Origin of the sequence: Streptomyces sp. NPDC048172 (genome assembly GCF_043202595.1) — a bacterium.
Classification (GTDB): domain Bacteria; phylum Actinomycetota; class Actinomycetes; order Streptomycetales; family Streptomycetaceae; genus Streptomyces.
In genome coordinates this window covers 1,417,824-1,433,887 of sequence record NZ_JBIDAT010000001.1, presented here as the reverse complement: position 1 = coordinate 1,433,887, position 16,064 = coordinate 1,417,824, and the positions used below count along the sequence as shown (strand labels likewise).

Annotated in this window: 20 protein-coding genes and 1 pseudogene; 3 read left to right on the top strand and 18 right to left on the bottom strand. The window is 70.8% G+C overall.

The annotated features are described in order from the left end of the window. Positions 1 to 24 precede the first annotated feature (24 nt). The 17 genes from ACGF3A_RS06625 to ACGF3A_RS06545 all read right to left on the bottom strand — a co-directional run bounded on the left by ACGF3A_RS06625 (position 25) and on the right by ACGF3A_RS06545 (position 12,811). Positions 25 to 1,167, bottom strand: a complete 1,143-nt coding sequence (locus ACGF3A_RS06625; protein WP_393726404.1) for a glycosyltransferase family 4 protein — start codon at positions 1,165 to 1,167, stop codon at positions 25 to 27. Further along, positions 1,164 to 1,721 carry a phosphoribosyltransferase gene (locus tag ACGF3A_RS06620; protein ID WP_393726402.1) on the bottom strand — a complete coding sequence of 186 codons (558 nt, stop codon included), beginning with the start codon at positions 1,719 to 1,721 and terminating at the stop codon, positions 1,164 to 1,166. Before ACGF3A_RS06620 ends, ACGF3A_RS06625 begins: the two co-directional genes overlap by 4 nt. Further along, positions 1,718 to 2,674 carry a radical SAM protein gene (locus ACGF3A_RS06615; protein ID WP_393726400.1) on the bottom strand — a complete coding sequence of 319 codons (957 nt, stop codon included), beginning with the start codon at positions 2,672 to 2,674 and terminating at the stop codon, positions 1,718 to 1,720. The genes ACGF3A_RS06620 and ACGF3A_RS06615 overlap by 4 nt, the downstream gene beginning before the upstream one ends. Beyond that, entirely contained in the window at positions 2,671 to 3,708 is a 1,038-nt protein-coding gene (locus ACGF3A_RS06610; protein WP_393726398.1) for a glycosyltransferase, read from the bottom strand. The genes ACGF3A_RS06615 and ACGF3A_RS06610 overlap by 4 nt, the downstream gene beginning before the upstream one ends. After that, positions 3,705 to 4,166, bottom strand: a complete 462-nt coding sequence (locus tag ACGF3A_RS06605; protein WP_393726396.1) for a hypothetical protein — start codon at positions 4,164 to 4,166, stop codon at positions 3,705 to 3,707. Before ACGF3A_RS06605 ends, ACGF3A_RS06610 begins: the two co-directional genes overlap by 4 nt. Next, a complete protein-coding gene (locus tag ACGF3A_RS06600; protein WP_393726394.1) occupies positions 4,163 to 4,744 on the bottom strand; it encodes a formylglycine-generating enzyme family protein in 582 nt (193 codons plus the stop codon). The genes ACGF3A_RS06605 and ACGF3A_RS06600 overlap by 4 nt, the downstream gene beginning before the upstream one ends. A gap of 6 nt (positions 4,745 to 4,750) precedes the next feature. Further along, positions 4,751 to 5,551 (bottom strand): reverse transcriptase domain-containing protein, encoded by an 801-nt coding sequence (locus tag ACGF3A_RS06595; RefSeq protein WP_393726392.1) that lies wholly within the window; start codon positions 5,549 to 5,551, stop codon positions 4,751 to 4,753. 145 nt (positions 5,552 to 5,696) lie between these two features. Continuing rightward, positions 5,697 to 6,458, bottom strand: coding sequence for a 7-carboxy-7-deazaguanine synthase QueE (locus tag ACGF3A_RS06590; protein WP_393726390.1), 762 nt, complete (start codon positions 6,456 to 6,458; stop codon positions 5,697 to 5,699). Further along, on the bottom strand, positions 6,455 to 6,850 hold the full coding sequence (locus ACGF3A_RS06585) for a 6-pyruvoyl tetrahydropterin synthase family protein (protein WP_393726388.1): 396 nt from the start codon (positions 6,848 to 6,850) through the stop codon (positions 6,455 to 6,457). The genes ACGF3A_RS06590 and ACGF3A_RS06585 overlap by 4 nt, the downstream gene beginning before the upstream one ends. Then, positions 6,847 to 7,545, bottom strand: coding sequence for a 7-cyano-7-deazaguanine synthase QueC (gene queC / locus ACGF3A_RS06580; protein WP_393726386.1), 699 nt, complete (start codon positions 7,543 to 7,545; stop codon positions 6,847 to 6,849). The genes ACGF3A_RS06585 and queC overlap by 4 nt, the downstream gene beginning before the upstream one ends. 342 nt (positions 7,546 to 7,887) lie before the next feature. Further along, the gene (locus tag ACGF3A_RS06575; protein ID WP_393726384.1) at positions 7,888 to 8,361 is read right to left on the bottom strand and encodes an NUDIX domain-containing protein; all 474 of its coding nucleotides are present in this window, start codon (positions 8,359 to 8,361) and stop codon (positions 7,888 to 7,890) included. A 151-nt stretch (positions 8,362 to 8,512) separates the two neighbouring features. Continuing rightward, positions 8,513 to 9,226, bottom strand: a complete 714-nt coding sequence (locus ACGF3A_RS06570; RefSeq protein WP_393726383.1) for a hypothetical protein — start codon at positions 9,224 to 9,226, stop codon at positions 8,513 to 8,515. Then, positions 9,223 to 10,788, bottom strand: coding sequence for a tetratricopeptide repeat protein (locus ACGF3A_RS06565; RefSeq protein WP_393726381.1), 1,566 nt, complete (start codon positions 10,786 to 10,788; stop codon positions 9,223 to 9,225). The genes ACGF3A_RS06570 and ACGF3A_RS06565 overlap by 4 nt, the downstream gene beginning before the upstream one ends. A 206-nt stretch (positions 10,789 to 10,994) precedes the next feature. Beyond that, the gene (locus ACGF3A_RS06560) at positions 10,995 to 11,177 is read right to left on the bottom strand and encodes a hypothetical protein (RefSeq protein ID WP_393726379.1); all 183 of its coding nucleotides are present in this window, start codon (positions 11,175 to 11,177) and stop codon (positions 10,995 to 10,997) included. Between the two features lie 178 nt (positions 11,178 to 11,355). Further along, positions 11,356 to 11,733, bottom strand: a complete 378-nt coding sequence (locus ACGF3A_RS06555) for a hypothetical protein (RefSeq protein ID WP_393726377.1) — start codon at positions 11,731 to 11,733, stop codon at positions 11,356 to 11,358. After that, positions 11,730 to 12,209, bottom strand: a complete 480-nt coding sequence (locus ACGF3A_RS06550; protein WP_393726376.1) for an ATP-binding protein — start codon at positions 12,207 to 12,209, stop codon at positions 11,730 to 11,732. Before ACGF3A_RS06550 ends, ACGF3A_RS06555 begins: the two co-directional genes overlap by 4 nt. Next, positions 12,206 to 12,811, bottom strand: a complete 606-nt coding sequence (locus ACGF3A_RS06545; protein WP_393726374.1) for a hypothetical protein — start codon at positions 12,809 to 12,811, stop codon at positions 12,206 to 12,208. Before ACGF3A_RS06545 ends, ACGF3A_RS06550 begins: the two co-directional genes overlap by 4 nt. A gap of 138 nt (positions 12,812 to 12,949) precedes the next feature. Between ACGF3A_RS06545 and ACGF3A_RS06540 the strand changes: the two genes are divergently transcribed. Beyond that, positions 12,950 to 14,326 carry a Tat pathway signal protein gene (locus tag ACGF3A_RS06540; RefSeq protein ID WP_393726372.1) on the top strand — a complete coding sequence of 459 codons (1,377 nt, stop codon included), beginning with the start codon at positions 12,950 to 12,952 and terminating at the stop codon, positions 14,324 to 14,326. 66 nt (positions 14,327 to 14,392) lie between these two features. Further along, entirely contained in the window at positions 14,393 to 14,881 is a 489-nt protein-coding gene (locus ACGF3A_RS06535; protein WP_393726370.1) for a TrmO family methyltransferase, read from the top strand. Between the two features lie 20 nt (positions 14,882 to 14,901). Here ACGF3A_RS06535 and ACGF3A_RS06530 read toward each other — a convergent pair whose 3' ends face one another. After that, positions 14,902 to 15,306, bottom strand: a complete 405-nt coding sequence (locus ACGF3A_RS06530) for a hypothetical protein (RefSeq protein WP_393726368.1) — start codon at positions 15,304 to 15,306, stop codon at positions 14,902 to 14,904. 189 nt (positions 15,307 to 15,495) lie between these two features. Between ACGF3A_RS06530 and ACGF3A_RS06525 the strand changes: the two are divergent. Beyond that, positions 15,496 to 16,037: pseudogene (locus tag ACGF3A_RS06525) on the top strand (hypothetical protein); the annotation flags it as partial. Positions 16,038 to 16,064 lie beyond the last annotated feature (27 nt).

Genomic DNA, 16,064 nt, shown 5'->3' with positions numbered 1-16,064 from the left:
AGTGGGACGGGAGAGCAGCACCCATCACGACACCGCCTTCAAGAAGAGCTGGGCGATTCGAGAGGGCCTGTAGTCCTGCACCAGGGGGTACATGGCCGTCGACGTTCGCCGGTAGGTTACCGGATCCGCCAGGAGCCGTTCGGCACGGTCGAGGAGCGTGTCCGGGCCCTGGGCGGAGTCGGCCAGGAGGAGGTCGGCGTGCGGGCTGACGTCCAGCAGGGCGGGCAGGTTCCCGACGCGGTAGGCGACGACCGGGGTGCCTGTGCTCATGGCTTCCAGCGCCACCAGCCCGAAGGTCTCTTTCAGAGAGGGCACGATCACCACGGCGGCGCCCGCGAGCCAGTCCGGGACGTCGTTCCAGGCCAGGGCGTGTGTGGTGAGGCTGATGCGCGAGGACGCCTCGGCGATGGCCTGGCAGTCGGCCAGGAGCCGGTCCTGGGCTCCTCCGGATTCCTCGAATCCCGCCCGCGCGAGGACGACTTCCATACGGCGGGGGTTCGAGCGCCGGGCTGCCGCCTCCAGCAGGGGGAGCACGCCCTTCTCGTGACCGAGCCGGGCCAGCACCCGGATGGGAGCGTCCAGGGCAGGTGACGGCGGATCGGCGGTGTCCGGCCCCGCGGGCGGGCGGAGCAGGGCGTTGGGGACCACCTTCCAGCTCCGGGTGCACCAGCCTGCCTGCGCCGCCTCGGCCTGGACGATCGGTGACGGGGTCAGGACGGTGTCCGCGCGGGCGAGGGCGGGGGCGAGGTCCTCGCGGTGCGGCAGTACGTGTACGGCCAGGACCCGGCGCACGTCCTGGGGCAACTCGGCGTCGAGCCGTCCGAGTCCCCACAGCGCTTCGGTGAACACCACGGTGTCCGTGCGGTGGCGCGCGATGATCCGCCGCAGCTGATGCCGGAGACGTTCTTCGCCGCGAGTGAGGGCTGCGCGGAGCGCCTCGTCGTCGCAGGGAAAGGCGACGGGGAGGTCGAGGTGTTCGATGACGGCCCTGGGCAGCCGGGGGTCGGATCGCTGTGGGATCGCGGTGGCGATGACGATGTGGTGCCCCTCTTCGGCCAGGCCCGTCGCCAGCGCGGCGGTGGCGCGCTCGATGCCGGCGGGCGCGTTCATCCGCCAGGAAGCGAGCACGAGGACGATGCTGCGCCGGGTGGCTGCGGGGGCGGTCATGAGGTGCGCACTCCTTCCGGGACGGTCAGGGCTTGGGTGCGCATCGTGGGGCGTGGCTCCCAGGGGAAGACGGTCCATTCGTCGACCTCCCAGCACCACCAGTGCGGGGCGATCGGGCTGCCGATGTTGCGGCAGAGAGTTGCCCATTCCAGGCGGGTGCCGGGCGCACGGCGGGGTGTGAGGGCGTCGGTGAGCGCGGTGAGCGTGGCCCCGGTCCCGCAGATGTCGTCCACGATTACGAAACGGCCTGAGAGCAGGCGCGGAAGGTCGGTGGGGAGGTGGATCTCGACACGTCCGGTCGCCTGAACGTAGAGGTCGTCGGTGGCGTTGTGCCGGGCCGTGGCGTGGAAGAGGGGGACGTCGAGCTGGTCGGCGATCTTCTCGGCCGGGTGGCGACCGCCAGAGGCGATGCCGATGATCCCGCTCGGCGCTCCTCGCTGCCCGATGGCGGCGGTGAGCTGGGACAGGGCGACGTTGCAGACCGCCTCACTCAGCGCGTAGGGGCGCTGTCGGCGGAAGACCCGCCTGGCCTGTCGCGTGCGGTGAACGGTCATGGGGTGCTCCTGTCCGCGTGGGGAGTGGGCAGGAGAAGATCGCCCGCCGTACGCAGTCGGATCGAGGGGATGATGCGCGCGACGGCCGGACCGTTGCGGTAGACGAGCCCGTCTGCGCGGACGACCGTGAAGCCTTCGGCGCTCTCGCGGGTGCGCAACCGCACGTGGACGCCTTCGGGAGCGTGGATGGTGCTGATCGCACGGGCGGCCTCGGTGTCGGTCACCATCTCGCTGCGGGCCAGACGAGCGCCGTCACCGATCGGCAGCATCTGGAGGAAAGTGACTCCCACGGCGCCCAGCTCGGCGGCGAGGTCGACCATGCTCTGGACGCGGTCGAGCGTCGAACGCATCACCACCGCGTGGATCTGGAGCGGGATTCCTTCGGCTACGGCTGCCTGGATGCCTTCGCGGGCGCGTGCGAACGAGCCCGCCCCGCGCCAGTGGTCGTGCGCGGGTGCGTCCGGACCGTCCAGGCTGACGCGGATCGCGGCAAGGTGAGGGGCGAGTTCGGCGGCGCGGCGCTGGAGGTGCCAGCCGTTGGTCGTGCAGCTCACGGCGGCTCCGTGACGGGCCAGGATGTCCAGGAGGTGGGCGAGTTCCCGCAGCAGCAGCGGCTCACCGCCGGAGATGTCCAGGCCGAGTGCCCCGGAGGCCGCGAGGATCTCCCCGGCGCGAGCCCGTTCGGCGGCCCCGGCTTCGGGGAGCGTCTTGTCGTCCAGGCAGTGGGGGCAGTGCAGGTTGCAGCGCACGAGGGGTGACCAGCAGATGTTCAGCGGCACGCGGGTGGCCAACTGGCTCTGCGAGACGGTGGGCCATTGGGCAACTTCGGTGTCGTCCAGCAGGACGCGGCCGACCGGCAGCGTGCGGGGAGCGAGGTGTGCGAGTTCGGCCGCCGGGTCGTAGACGACGGTGCGGCCTGCGGGTACGGCCGAGCAGAAGGTCCGTGCGGTCATCGGGGGATCACCTCTGCCGTGGCCAGCATGCGTTCGGCGGCGGCACGGAATCGTGCGGTGCGGCCGGTCGGGGCGGGGGCCCGGAGCAGAGCGCGGTAGTGCGCGAGGGTGGCGGGCCAGGAAGCGAGCTTCGTCTTCCACTGGCTGGCAGCGTCCGGCGGGTCGAGGTGATAGCCGACGGTCTGCCGCAGGGGCACGACGAGGCATCCGGCGGCGATGAGGGCGGCGCCGAGGTGGGTGTCCTCCATGCCCCAGCCGATCTGGCCGAAGGCGGGGTCGAAGCCGCCGACGTCTTCGACGGCGTGGCGAGGGACGCCGAGCACGGCGGTGACCACGGTGCGCGGCAGGTCCCAGTCGAGATAGCGGGCGGCATGTCCCAGCTCTGCGAAGTCGTGGGTGTCCTTGAGCGGGCTGCCGGTGGTGGGGCCGTCGAGCACAGTCCCGGTGTAGAGCTGTTCGCCCCCGTTGCTGTGCCAGGTGACCCGGTGGTCGGCGTCCAGTGAGGCGGGAAACCGCGGTACGCGGATCCTCCCGGCACGGCCGGTCTCGTAGGGCACGTTGTGGCGGAAGCCGAGAAGAACGGTCTCGCTGCTGGCGCGGGCGGCGACGTCGGCCAGGGCGTGCGGGGGCAGGACCATGTCGGCATCCAGGTACAGGACCGTGTCGGCTCCGGCCAGGAGGGTGCCGATGTTGCGGGCGGTGGCGGCCCCGGCCGGGGCCGGGAGGCGGACCAGGGCGTCGACGACGGGGTGCTGACGGGCGACGTCGGCGGTGGTGTCGATGGAGGCGTCATCGATGACGAGGACCTCGACGCTGCCGTTGGTGTCCTGGGCCGCGAGCGCGTCGAGCACTTCGGTGAGGCAGTACGCCGTGTTGCGTGCCGGGATGACGACCGAGACGGCGCGGCCCGCGGCCAGGGCGGCGGGCGTCGGTGCGTGCCAGGGGTGCCCGGTGCGAGCCTCGAAGGCGTCCCGGAGCTTGTGGTGGTCGTTGGGACGCGCGGCCAGCGTGCCGGCGAGCGTGGGGTGATTCACGGCCAGTTCCATTCGTCGAGTACGGAGGCGGCGGTGTACCAGCCGCGTGGATCGGGGACCCAGCGCAGGGTGGGCCGGTCCTCGGCGGCGAGAAGATCGGCGAGGAGCCCCAGGTACAGGGGCTCTGCGACCACCAGGAGACGGGTGGGGACGGCTATGCCGTCCAGGCGGCGGAGCAGGGCGCGGTGCACGCGGGGACGCAGTTCGTCGGCGCGTTCGGTAGTGAGCCGTTGGTCGTAGGAGCACAGCGGGGTGTTCGCGTCGATGAGGCCGTGCCGCGCGGAGAGGAAGAGGATCCTGGAGCGGAGGTCCGCGTGGTGCCCGAAGCGGGCGCGCAGGTGCGGTGCGATCCCCCCGACGTACCGCTCCAGCGCGGGCACGGCCGCAGTGCAGGCCGTCTTGCGGCGGGAGCAGGAGGCAAGCACGAGCGTGCCCGGCTGCGCAGCGTGTGCGCTCATGGTTCGCGCACCATCCGGAGGCCGATCCCGGCCGATTCCAGCTCGGCGGGGGCGGCGTTGAGGAAGGTGGTCTTGGCGTACAGCGCGGGCGAGGTGAAGGAGGCGCCCCGCAGGACGAAGCCGCCGCCCAGCACGGTCGAGCTGGTCCACTCCCAGACGTTGCCAGCCATCTGCAACAGCCCGTCCGGGGTGGCGCCTTGGAGGAAGGACCGCACGGGGGCGGGCTGTCCGATGCCCTGGCGCAGATTGGCTCGGTCGGCGGTCGGTTCCTCCTCGCCCCAGGGGTAGGTGCGGCGGTGCGGTCCGGCCGCCGCCCACTCCCATTCGACGGACCGGGGCAGCCGTGCGCCCAGCTCCTGCGCGATCCTCGCTGCGGCGGGCTGGGAGAGGCCGGTGAGCGGTCGGTCCTCCCCTCCGCGCCCCAGGTGCGCGTATGTGATCACGGTCTGCGTCCATTCCAGGGTCTTGACCCGGATCGGGCGTGCGGCGTCGCCGAACCGGCAGATGCCGCCTTCGATACGGACCCAGCACACCGGTGTTCGTGCGCGGGTGGATCGCGCGGGCGATGGTGAGGTCATCAGAAGTCACCCGTTGATCAGGAAGAGGTCTTCGGCGTGGGCGTGGTCGCGGATCCGGCTCTTGTCCGGGTGCGGCCTGAGCCCGATCCCGGCGAGGGCGGCCGTCCCGGCGGCGAACGCGTCCTCGGCCTCACGGCGGGTGCGGACGAACAGGCAGTAGTTGTCCGCGAACCGGACCGCCGCGCGATCGACGAGCAGCGCGTCGGCGCGCGAGAGCCGCAGGTTGAGGAAGAGCGGCGCCAGACCCTGCCCGGGGGCCAGGGGCGAGGGCAAGGCGTCCAGCGCGGTGCGCACCCGGTCCAGGAAGGTCCCGTCGTGGACGTGGACGGCCAGCCAGTCGAGGACCTCTTCGGTACCGGTGCCGGCCGAGGCGTCCTGGACGTCGAGGTCGGCGACCCAGGTGCGGCCGTCCGCGAGGTGAGCGGTGCTGTGGCGCAGCGCGGTGATCCGGTTGCGGCCTCGCCGGAACCCGGAAGCCCACGGGAAGAACGCGGAGGACTCCAGGACCGGCTCGATCGCCCGGCGCATGGCTCGGTGGACGACCCGGTCGGCCACGGTAGGAATGACTGTCTCGATGCGTTTGCCGGTGTACGCGACCACGTGGGAAGCCCTCAGCGGACCGGGCCGCCACGTGCCCCGGCGCAGGTCCTGGGCCAGCTCCTCCAGCCGTGCGTCCAGACCCTTGCGGAGGGCGGCCCAGGTCTGCGCGTCGGCCCCGGGCGCGGACGCGCGCCGCATGCACTCGCGTGCCGCCCGTTTCAGGTGCACCGGCTCGATGAGGAACGGCATCAGCGAATGAGGCGCCACAGTAAGGGTGTTGGGGCTTATGCTGGGCCCAGCCTGGGTGGCTGGAACGATCCCGCCTTCGCCCTGTGAAGGGCCGCTATCCCACACGCGCGGCCTTGAAGTGCTGGAACGACGGCCCCACCCAGGCGTGAGCCCTTCCCTCTGCTCAGCGGCCACGCTCGTCACCCCACAGCTCCACATGCAGCCGGGGGCTGAGGTTCCACCCCCGGGCGAGGACCTCCTCGGCGAGATCCCGGAGTCCGGCGCGCACGGTGTCGGCCGACGTTCCCTCCGGCATCACCCACACCTCGTCCATCGCGAACCGCTCGACGAGTTCGGCGATCCCCTTGCACTCCTCCGGCCCCGTGGCAACGAACTTGAACCGCGCCTTCCCGCACGAAGCGAAGGACTCCAGCGCGGGCGGAACGATCCGCATCACCTCGCGCCCCCCGGCCGCGGCGAGCTTCGGGGAAACGTTGAAGCCCGTGACGGCCTCCACCAGCTCCGGGCTCGGGATCAACGTCCCGTTCGTCTCGACCTCGATCTCGCGCCCGGCCTCGTGCAGAGCACCCGCCAGCCGTTCCAGCCCCGGACGCTGGACCAGGGGCTCGCCTCCCGTGAGGACCACGAGCTTGGGCGGGAGAGACAGCGCCCAGGTGACCAGGTCCTCCACGCTCTCCCGCCTGCGCACCTCCGGGTCTTGAGGGTCGTACGCGGCGAAGTCCCAGGTGTAGGGGGTGTCGCAGGCCCAGCGTGCTCCCGGGCCCTGGCCACAGGACAGATTGCAGTGGCTCAGCCGGATGAACAGCGCCTGGCGTCCCAGCGAGGGGCCCTCACCCTGGAAGGTCGGGCCGAACCGCTCGGCGATGAACAGCCCCCGGTCATCCACCATCTGTTGCGCCAGCATGTGCCTCACGACAGCACTCATGGCCGTATCACCTCGAACTCCGCCCAGGTCGAGGGGGTCTCCGAGACCCGGACCGCCTCCAGCCGACCGGGGATACCCGGCTCCACGTGTTCGGTGAACCACTCGGCCAGGTACCGGGCGAGGTTCTCCGAGGTCGGCTCGATGGGCAGCGCCTCGTTCAGCACCCGGTGGTCCAGGTGGCCGTCGAGGTAGTCCTTGACGCAGGTGAGATCGCCGTAGTCCGTGACGAATCCAGGCTGGCTCAGCTCGTCTGCACCGACGATGATCTCGATCGTGTAGGTGTGGCCGTGCAGGCGAGCGCACTTGTGCCCCTCGGGCAGGCCGTGGAGCTGGTGTGCGGCGTCGAAGGAGAACCTCTTGCCGATCCGGTGTCGCCCCTTCAGCCTGTTCACCGGACCACCGCCGTCGCGTACGGCGTGGGGTCGGACACCCCGGCCTCGGCGAACGCCTCACGGCGCTCCGAGCAGGTGCCGCACGTACCGCAGTGCAGGTCTTCGCCCCTGTAGCACGACCACGTCAGATGGAACGGAAGGTTCAAGCGGGCAGCCGTCTCGACGATGTCCGCCTTCGTGACGTGCAAGAACGGCGCCACCAACTGAAAGCCCGGAGCGAGGAAGCCCTCGTTCCCCGCCCGGACGGACTCCGTGAGCTTCTCGAAGAAGTCGGCCCGGCAGTCCGGGTAGACGGCATGGTCACCCGTGTGCGCTCCGAAGGCGACGGCGTCCGCCTCGGCGGCGACGGCGACACCGACCGCGACCTCCAGCATGATCGCGTTGCGGTTGGGCACCACGGTGATTCCCATGGAGGCGTCGGTGTAGTGCCCGCTGGGCACATCGACGGCCGGGTCGGTGAGGGCTGAACCTGCCAGCAACCGGCCGACGCTCGTCAGATCGACCACGTCGTGCACGGCCCCGAGCTGGTCAGCGATGGCGGCGGCGCTGTCGAGTTCCTTGCGGTGACGCTGGCCGTAGTCGAAGGACAGCAGGCTCACACTCGCCCCCTGCGCGGCCAGCAGGTAGGCGGCAGCCGAACTGTCGAGGCCGCCGGAGGCGATCACGACCGCGTGACGCGGAGTATGTCCAGTCATCTCCCGATCCTTTGCGAGTCCCCGTGCTCATCGAGCCGGGGTTACGGAGTGAGTCCGCGGCAGGCCGGATGCCCTGCCGTCGGCCGGACGATGGCGCGAGAGGAAGGTGGGGCGAGCCCGGCCTCAAGGGCCCCGGACCGTGGAGGCGGAGGTGGTGTTCGCGCAGCAGCTCGGCGAGTGCGTAGTCCGGATCGACGCCGCGAGCGCGGTCGCACACGGTGCGGAGGGCCCTTCGTCTCCAGAGCCCGTCACCGGCGCCCCCTCGTCGGGGCAGAAAGGATCACGGGCAGGAGTAGGTGGCACGTTGCCCGGCCGCCGATTCGACGGCCGGGTGAAGTGTTCTCAACCTGGGAGTGCGCCACGGCGCAGGTACGGGATGCCCCCGGTGCTTGTGGCGGTGGAGTGGGCCTGCCGGATGCGTGCGGCCTGCTGCGGCCTGGCGTAGTTGTCGAGATCGTCGAGCCCGACCCACCGGTGGCCGTCCAGCTCCTCCGTCTGGATCTGGATGGGTGTCTCGGAGGGGATCACGCCACCGTCGAAGACGACGTTGAAGCCTTCGGCGGATTCGGGGGTGGCGCTCACGTAGTCGTTGGCGAGGACGAAGGTGGGTGAGACGGTCAGGCCGGTCTCCTCCGCAACTTCGCGTACGCACGCCTTCAAGTGGTTCTCATCGGCGAGTGCACCACCGCCGGGAAGCTGCCAGCCCGGCTTGTAGTTGGGCTTGACCAGCAGCACTTGATCTTCTTCGTTGCGGATCAGAGCCAGGCAGCCGTGACGTCGGCGGGGAGGGCTCGCCCAGTCGGTGTCCTTGTGCATCACGTGTGCTCCTTCGGTTGGTGGTGGTGCGGCGTGCCCGGGATGCCGGGGCTTTGGAGAGCGCGTGGAATCTGGGTGGGGCGGGCGCTGGAGTTGCCGGGACGGCGGCGGTCCAAGGACGGGTGCCGCAGGGCCGGGCGCGGCACCGGCGCTACGCGGTCGGAGGGCGGGGTGTGCACAGATCGCGAGGGTCGACGGGGGTGACCTTGTTCAGCTCGCGGATCAGCTTGGAGACGAGCATCGAACCCAGCCCTGGGTCGTCCTTCGGCAGCCAGACGTCGTTCTCGCCGTGGTTGAGCCGCCATCCGTCGGTGGTGAGGCGGTAGCTGACCCCGCCCACTCCCCACAGCCGGGGAGCCTTCACCCGCAGCGCGGTGAAGGCACCGCTCTTGGGGCACACGGCCTTGGACAGCCGTGCGTGCTCCGCGCACAGCGGGGGCATCGCGGTCAGCGCGCCTTCCGGCCACGTCGGCGGGTCCAGCTCGTGGCGCCAGTCGAGGAAGAGCCATCCGTCCGCGTTGCGGTCCGCCGAGGTGCGGCAGACCTGGCACTTCATCGCGTACATGCACTCGTACTGTCGCCCCGGATGCATGCACGCGAACTCGGGCTCGCTGGCACCGGGCGAGTACGAGCACCGGGCCCACAGCGCCCCGAACCCGTCACGGTCCCCCGGAAGCGTCCGCCCCTGATAGGCCAGCCTGGGCGCAGGCGCGAACTCGACCGCGAGCATCGCCTCGGCGACCGCCTTCTCGCTGTCCCACATGGCGACGTATGGCACGCGGACAGACCGGCCGGTGAGCGGGTGCTTCGCGAACAAGGGGTCGCGCTGCCCCCTGAGCGCGAAGGCCGCTGCGGAGGGGGTCATGGTGTCTCCTCCTTGTTCCGGGCGTCGGTGACCCGGGACAGGGCCTCGCGGTAGTGCTCGGCGTCCTGCGGGGCAGCGCTGTCGGCGAGCGCGAGGGCCTGGGCGTAGAGCTGGAGGGCGCGGTCGAGGTGCTGCTGTTCCTCGGCAGTGGCTCCGAGCAGGTGCAGGACGCGGGCCTGCCAGGGCGCGGAGCCGAGTCCGCGGAAGTCACGCAGGGCCCCGGTGAGCAGGTCGGTCGCCTTCACGAACTCGCCGGCCCGCGCGCGGGCGCGGCCCAGCCAGGCCGCCGCCCGCGCCGCGTCGAAGCGGTCGTGGCACAACTCCAGCTCGGTGAGGGCGAGCGTGAGCTGCTTGATGGCCTCGGGGATGCGGTCGGCCTCCAGATGGACCAGGCCGAGGATGATGCGGGAGAGGCCGACGCCCCGCTCGTACCCGACGCGCTCGCGGATGGCGATGGCCTCGACCAGGACCGGCACCGCCCGCTCGCCCTCGTGCTGGGCGTGGAGGGCCACGCCGGTCTCGTGGAGCGCCTGGGACTCCGAGCGGGCGTCGCCGTCCTCGCGGGCGAGCTGGAGCGCCTCCGCGGCACGTTCGATCGCCTCGGCGTGCCGGTCCAGCCCGCGCAGGCCGATCACGAGGGTGGTGAGCATCTCGCGCTGCGCCGCACGGTGCCCGCAGCGCCGGGCGGCGGCCAGGCCGCGCTGGTGCAGGTCCACCCACAGCTCCAGCGGACGCAGCCTGTGGAAAAGCGGCCACGCGCTGTGGACAAGCTGCCACACCAGCACATCCCAGCCCCGCTCCTCCGCCGCCCGCACAGCCACTTCCAGATCGGATAGGTGGACCTCCAGCCACGCCAGCGCACCGTCCTCGTCCTGGAACGGCGGCTCCTGCGCGGGCTCGTACTGGACATCGCGGTCCATGAGGCGGTGCGCGGGGGTCAGGATCCGCTCCGCGCGCGTGCACGTCAGCAAGAACCAGTCCAGCCACCGCCGCACGGCCTCCTCGACCCCCGCGCCGGTCTCCTCCTCGACGGCCCGCTGCCGCGCGTGCTCACGGACCTCGTCGCGGAACCGGAAGAAGGCCCCGGCCCAGGGCCGGTCGTGACGCTCCTCCAGCAGCCGAACTGCGGCCAGTGAGCGCAAATGCGTGGCGGCGTCTTCCAGTTCCATCGCGCACGCGGCGGCCGTGCTGTTCACGTCGATGACGGTCTGCTCCCCGGCACCCAGGAGCCGGTAGGTACGCGCGGTCTCGGGCGAAAGACCGTCGTAGGTGGCATGGAGGGTGGGGGTCATCGGGGTGGTCCTTTCGTCGGTCGTACGGGCACGGCAGGCGAGCGCGGCGGCGGCCGAGGCCACGGACGCGTCCGAGAGCCCTGCTGGTCCCGCCGCTGCCAGGCGCACGGTCAGGGACACGCGTGCGCATGCGGTGGTCAGTCGCTCCGGCTCTCGGGGTTCCTGGGTCACGTAGCTCGCTCCGACGAGCCGTGCGAGGAGGTGGAGGGAGAGGTCCGTGTTCAGTGGTTCGCGCTGGTGTGGAGCGGTGGCGTCGAGGGCGTTCGTCATCTCGGATCGCCTCCCCTCGGCGATCCCGACACCACGAAAGGGGGTTGGGCGAGGGCGCGCTCCACAGCGACACGGGTGGTGAGGTGCCGCACGCAGTGGTTGAAGGCGTCCGTGTCCGCCTCGCACAAGGGCGTCATCGGGTGAGGTATGCGCCGCCAACGGCGCAGAATGGAGGCAACGTTCGAGCGCACGACTCCTCCTGCTTCTCAGTCTTGCTGCGTGACGACCCCGATGGTGATATAGCCATCGGTATACTTCTTTTTGATTCTGGTTCTCGCGAGGTTCTCCGCAGATTTCGGAGAATCAGCGAAGACGGTCTCGTTGAACGCAATTCCCTTCTTGTTTGTGCTGGTCACCGTTCCACCGACCCGGTAGCGCTTCCGCGCCATGCCACCTCTCGTCTTCCCATGTTGATCCGGTGCGTTGAGTCACCTGTTGTGCGTGGCGGGGAGAGGGTTCAGAGGCACTTCCCACGTATCGCAATAGCGGAATGGGAGGAATTCCCTCTCCCCGCCGTCCGTCGAACGCCGTCCGTCCGACGGAGATTTAGGGGTTCTTGCTTTCTGATCAGGCGTCTATGGGGGCGCTGGATCTCTCGTCGTCGAGTGCGGCCAGCACGCGCTTGAGCGTGCCGGTGTCGGTCGATTCCGAGGAGCACAGCGCGACCTGAGCGGCGTGCTCTCGCTCCTCCTGGGCCGCCTCGGCCTCCGCACGTCGGCGCTCGACGACGGCCATGGCAGTCTGTGCCGCCCGCACCTGCCGGGCCAGCTCGGCCAGGCGGTCCGGCCGCATCCGGATCTCCACCCGGGCGGGCTCGTCCTCGCGGTCCTCCTCGGCGAAGGTGGCGTGGACCAGGAGGCGGACGGGCTGGCCGGGGAAGCGGTCGGACGCCAGCTCCTTCTCGCTCAGGACGGTCAGGGACAGGGAGTCCTCGATGTCCTTCACCGGCTCCTCCCTTCGTCGGCGAGGGCGACCCAGGTCGTGGTGCCGTCCTCGCTGACACCCCAGTCGGTGGCCAGCGCGTCGACCAGGAACATCCCCCGGCCCGTCTCGTCCTCGTCGTCGGCCTGCCGGACCTGGGCCGCGCCGGGGGACCCGTCGTCCACCGCAACCAGCACCCGCCCGTCCGCGACGACATACCGGACAGCGATCTCGGCTCCGGTTCCGTGCTGGAGGGCGTTGGTGACCAGCTCGCTGACCAAGACCTGAAGGTCGCCGACCAGGCCCGGCATGCTCCACTGCCGCGCCTTGGCGGCGCCGATGCGACGGAAGCGCTCGACCCAGACAGCATCACCGGCAGGCACCTCTTGGCCGGGCCTGCGTGGAGTACGTGTGAACCGCAGGATCAGGTCGTCCCGGACCTCCAGGGCCTGTACCGGGAGAACGTCTTCGCCGGGGTCCACCGGGGCCGCCGCCGTCACGGCCGTACCGCCGCGATCTCGGGGTGCACCAGGGCGATGAAGACATACCGGTCGGCGCACCAGCGAAGCTGCTGGTCGTACTCGTCGTGGTGCGGGGTGATGGTGGCCTGGGTGAGCGCAACGACGCCGTCGGCGAAGCCGGACTGCAACTGCCGCTGGACCCTCGCCCAGCCCGGCCGGTGGTCCGGGTGGGTGGGACCGGTGTGGTCGACGAAGACCTGCTCGGAGCCGACCTGCCAGCCCTTGCGCACCGCGAAGGCGCGGGCCTCTTCCAGGGACCGCACCGGCGGCTCGGCCTCCGGGGTCGTGGTGAGCGCGTACAGGCACACCCGCGGCACCCGGCCCTTGGCCCGCAAAGACGCGAGCTGCTGTCTCAGATTCGCGCAGCGCCGCAGCATCAAGCAGCGGCCCGGATCCGGCCGCACCCCCACGGTGCGAGGGTGGAGCATCTGGTGGAACGCGTACTCGCGGTCCATCCACTCCGTGCCGGGCACCGCCCTTCCACTGGACTTGGGGCTCGTTCGTGTGCCGCTCGCGAGCGGGGGCCGTACGAGGTCCGTCCGGCGGCGGGCGGTGGTGTCGGGTGCCTGGGGGTGATTCACCGGACTCCTCTCGGGGGAAGGGCAGTTGCGGGGTTTGTTGACACTGAGCAAACCGGTGAGCACGGTGGGTCGGTATCCCCGGGCGGCTCCGGATGCCGTCAAACCCGTCAAAGATCGTTTTCTGAGCAGGGGCGCACCATGGCGCGTGAGCGGAACGAGCAACTGGCCGCCGTCATCGGGAAAACCGGCTGGTCGCAGGCCAAGGTGGCTGCCGCGATGGTCCGGGTCGCGAAGGAGGCCGGCGCCGAGGAGCTGACGACGGTCACCCGCTCGCACATCGCCATGTGGGTCGCGGGGACACGGCCGTCGGGGCGGGCGCCCCGTATCTTGTGCGAGACGTTGTCCCGCCGACTCCAACGCCCCGTCAGCCCCGCCGAGATCGGGCTGGACGCGCCGGAACCTCCCGGCGCATCGGAGTGGCACGTCGATACGCTGACCGCGCTCGTCGATCTCGGGAGTGACCACGTGGAACGACGTCGGCTGCTCGAAGGAACCGCCTACTCCGTCGGCGCCCTCGCCCTTCCCTCGCAGCGCTGGTGGGACGAAGCCCCGCAGCGGGCCAAGGAGCGCGCCGCGACCGCGGGCCGCCGGATCGGGATGTCGGAGATCGCGGCTGTCCGGGAGATGACCGAGTTCTTCTCCCGCCGCGACCAGCGCCAGGGCGGCCTGGACGGCCGCACGGCGCTGCACCAGTACATCTACGACGACATCACGGCCTATCTGACCGGCACCTTCGACAGCGACGAGACACGCACCGGCCTGTACGCGGCAGCAGCCGAGGCGGTCTACCTCGCGGGCTGGATGTCCTTCGACTCCTCCCAGCACGAAGCCGCCCGCCGCTACTTCACGCTCTCCCTCAAGCTGGCCTCCGAGGCCGACGACGGCCCGCTCGCGGGCCACATCCTGCGCGCCATGGCCCACCAGGCCACCGACCTGGGATACCCGAAGAACGCCGTCGACCTGGCAGGCGCCTCGGTCGACGAACGCCGCTACGCCCAGGCCACCCCACGCGAGCAGGCCCTGCTCGGCGTCGTCCAGGCCCGGTCTCTCGCGTCGAACGGACAGCGGCGCGCGGCGACAGAAGCCCTCCTGCGCGCCGAGAACGACCTCGCAGCAGCCAAGCCTGGGGACGAGGAGCCCAGCAGGGTCTGGTTCTTCTCCGAAGCCTCCCTCGCCCACGAGACCGCCCGCACCCTGTGGACGCTCGGCGACCTCCAAGGGGCCGAAGCCGAGTTCTGGCGCAGCGTCCGCACCAGAAACGCCGGCGCCTTCGGCCGTACGCACGCGGTCACCCTGGGCTTCCTCGGCGCGCTGGAGGCCCAGCAGGGCGGCGTGGAGGCCGCCTGCCACGTGTGGGGCCAGGCGCTCGACGCTATGCAGGGCGTTCAGTCGGGCCGGACGCGCGAGAGCGCGGTCACCATGCGCCGCCTGCTCTCCCCGTACCGCAACCGCGGCATCAGCGCAGCCGCCGAGATCGACGAGCGCGCCCGCGAGGTCCTGGGCCGAGTAGCCTGACCCGGCCACGCCAACGAGGCGGCGCGGCGGCCCTGCACCCCGCGTCCCTCCGGACAGATCGAGGAGATGCGCGTGCCCGAGCACATCGAGGTCCCGGTCATCGCCACCGTCGTCGGGGGCCACACCGGCCGCCTCGACGACTTCAAGGGCGGAGTCGAGTCGACCATCCGGCTCGCGGACGAGTACCCGGTGGAGACCCTCCAGGGGATCGAGGAGTTCAGCCACCTCCAGGTGACCTGGTTCTTCAGCGCCGGATCGCCCGACGACGTCGCGCTGCACGCCCGTTCGCCCCGCGACAACCCGGCCTGGCCCGCCACCGGCACCTTCGCCCACCACAACCACCGACGACCGGCCCGCATCGCCACCTCGTTCCCGAGACTCCTCGGCGTCGACGGACGTGACCTCCACGTCACCGACCTCGACGCCGACGACGGCACCCCCATCATCGACCTCGTCGCCGTCTTCCAGGAGATGCTGCCGCGCGGCCCCGTCACCCAGCCCACCTGGCCGGGCGAGATGCTCACCGACTACTGGCGCGACGCCAAGGACCGCTGAACCCCCACTTCCGCCCCGCCTCATGTCGCGACCTCCTCGCCCGGAAGGCTCCGCTGCCCAGAGGTCGCCTCGGCGGGAGCCACTACGCTGGGACGCTCGCCCCGGACGAACAGGACGCGCGCGCCGAGCTCGGCAAGGCGCCTCCGACGCGCCGTCGCCTCGCGCCGCGTGCCGAGGTGGGTGGGGGCTGGGATCACCACGCCGTACACACCCGGAAGAGCGAGTACGTCGAGAAGGCCGGTGAACGCGGACCGGCAGTGCGGGCTCCGTTCCGTGAAAGTCCCCGACAGCAGCAATTCGTGCCGGTGGCAGTAGCTGCGCAGCGCGGCCAACAGCGATTGCTGACGCGCCGACGAAGCTATCGTCGCGCGCAGAAAGCCGAAGACGACGACGTCGCCGACGCCACGCTGCTCGGTCAGCTCCATGAAAGAACCCTCAACGGTCGGGAAAGTGCTGGTTGTTCGACCCTCGCGTTCGCTGGCCTCGCTGGGAATCAACCGCCGTTCCACTTCTGTCCCACTTCCGTCTCTCGTCCTTCGTGGACCGTGGTTCCATGGCCAGCGAGAGGAGGGCGACGTGGCGACCGTGCACGAGTGGACGGGCCTTGAGACCCGTTGTCGCTGGCCGTCGTCACGGAGATGACGGGAGAACTGGAGACCTCCGCGCGGCAGTACGAACTTCTGGCCGTCGATGACCGGCTCGCCCTCCGCGACCGGGCCCGAGCCCGATTGTGGGTCGGCACCGCGCTGAGCAAGGACGGCCACCACGGCTACGCGGCTCGCCTCATGCAGGCCGCCATCAACGAGTTCGAAGACCTGAATGAGGCCGAGGACTGGTCCGTCGCTCATCAGAAGCTCGCCCTCGCCCACCGGGGCGCCGGAAGGCTCGACGACGCGCTACGCCTGATCGACGTCGCCCGCCGCACAGCGGCAACCGACTCGCCGATGCAGCGGGTCAGGCTGGAGACCGCCTACGGGCACATCCTGTTGTCAGACTCCGCGACCCGGGATGATGGGCTGCATGTGCTCGGCGAGGCCGCCGCGAAGGCCGCCGAACACGGCCTCAGCCACCAGCTACACAGCATCAAGAACATCCGGGCGGCAGGCGAGCGTGCCCCCGGCCAGCGACGAACATGATCAGGGAGACCAGCGAGTGACAGGCACCCGGCACACCCTCACGGACG